The organism is Thalassotalea sp. G20_0 (genome assembly GCF_017744175.1).
Taxonomy (GTDB): domain Bacteria; phylum Pseudomonadota; class Gammaproteobacteria; order Pseudomonadales; family Endozoicomonadaceae; genus Endozoicomonas.
Genome location: NZ_JAGHQV010000170.1, coordinates 1 through 1,895 on the forward strand (window position 1 = coordinate 1; position 1,895 = coordinate 1,895).

Annotated in this window: 1 protein-coding gene; it reads left to right on the top strand. The window is 53.9% G+C overall.

Features of this window, described 5'->3' with window-relative positions; all coding sequences use genetic code 11:
- The coding region (locus J7438_RS25290) for a hypothetical protein (protein WP_209278815.1) at positions 1-1,895 on the top strand (1,895 nt) is incomplete at both ends.

Consider the following 1,895-nt stretch of genomic DNA (forward strand, 5'->3'; position numbering starts at 1 on the left):
CGGAGATGTGTATAAGCAACAGCAGTAATATCCGGGTTGAAAATGCTCATGTAATTACTTCGGGCCGTGAAGCCTATGGGGGCGTTGTAGCAGGCATTACCAAAGGAAAGGTTGCCAACGCCATGGCGGTGAATTGCACGGTTCGAACTGAAGGCTGGTCTGCCAGTGCCGGTGTCGGTGCAGGAATGGTCGATGGCGGAACCGTTGCTAACACCATGGCGAAGAATTGCACGGTTCGAACTTCAGGCCAGTATGCCCATGCCGGTGTCGGTGCAGGAATGGTCAATGGCGGAACCGTTGCCGACACGACAGCGGTTGTTCTCTGCTGCGTTGAAACAGTGGGTGATGGTGCAAATGCCGCTGTTGGAGCGGGAAGCATTTCCCGTGGAAAAGTTACCAACACCAGAGCACTGAACTGCATGGTGAAAACTTCTGGTATTTTTGGCCATGCGGGTATCGGCGGGGGAAAGTCTATCGAGACCGATGTTACTGACACCAAGGCAATGTACAGTAAGGTGAGCACATTTGGACGTAGCAGCGTTGCCGGCATCGGCGGGGGACAGTTTAACGGTGGCACCGTGACTGGCACCACAGCGGTGAACTGCACGGTGAAAACCACCGGTAGAGATGCCAGCGCGGGTATCGGAGGTGGGCAGGTTAGGGAGAGTACTACTGTTACTAATACCGTGGCAGAGAAGAATTGTCGTGTCGAAACATCGGAGGAGAATGCAGATGCCGGTATTGGCGCGGGGAATGTTGCTGATAGCACTGTGACCGATACCAAAGCAGTAAACTGTAAGGCCAGCACCGTCGGTAAAAATAGCGAAGCGGGCATCGGAGCCGGGGCTGTTCGAAATGGCCGTGTGGCTGATACCAGAGTGTTAAACTGCGAGCTAAAAACCACAGGTGAAGAGGGATTTGCCGGTATCGGGGCTGGTAAAGTCGTTAATGGCAATGTTACCAACACGACGGCAGTGAACTGCAACGTCGAAACCTTCAATTCTTTCAATCGTGGTGTGGGGGCCAATGCCGGTATCGGAGCGGGATCTGTTGAAGGTAGCAGCGTCGTTGCACACACCACAGCGTTGAACTGCACGGTCAAAACCCAAGATGAATATGGATATGCAGGCATCGGAGCCGGAACTGCCTCTGATGGTGGCACCGTTGACTGGAGCACAGCGGTGAACTGCAAGGTTAGAACTTCCGGTGATACAGCCCATGCAGCTATCGGCACAGGATACGTTAGAAAGGGTGCAACCGCTGCCAACACCCTGGCAGTGAAGAGTAATGTCATAACGACCGGCTCTGAGGCAAATGCTGGTATTGGGGCAGGGCCGTTTCGTGAGGGTGAGGATGGTAAAGTTACCGATACCACGGCGGTTGATTCATGGATCGAAGCCCAGGGCAGTTATGGAGCGAAAGCCCATATCGTCAGTGAGCGTTACCAGGTTTGTAATACCTACCTTGACAATAAGCTATACCGTGACAGTCCCACCTGCCCGCTGAAAGATGTGTGTGAACCTGTCGCTCATCCGCTCTCGCTCTTGCTCCGGGATTGCCAAACCAACCCCAAGTATCTTGACCAGTTAGGCATGCCAAGCAATTTCAGCAATGATTTCTTCTCCGTCGAAACCCTGCCCATGGCATCCGACATACCCTTTCCCGACCTGCCTTGTCCTGCACCATTGACCACGACAGTGGCACCATCGGCCGCCACGACGGTAGCAGGCAGGGAAACCGCCAGGGCATCAACAGCCCCCCCCATACTTGTTTCAGAACCGGCTTCTTCTGCAACATTGTCCACAGAGATGGTACCGTCAACCACCATACCTGTTTCCGAAACAGCTTCTTCTGCAACATTTTCCGCAGAGATGGTACCGTCAACCGCCACACCT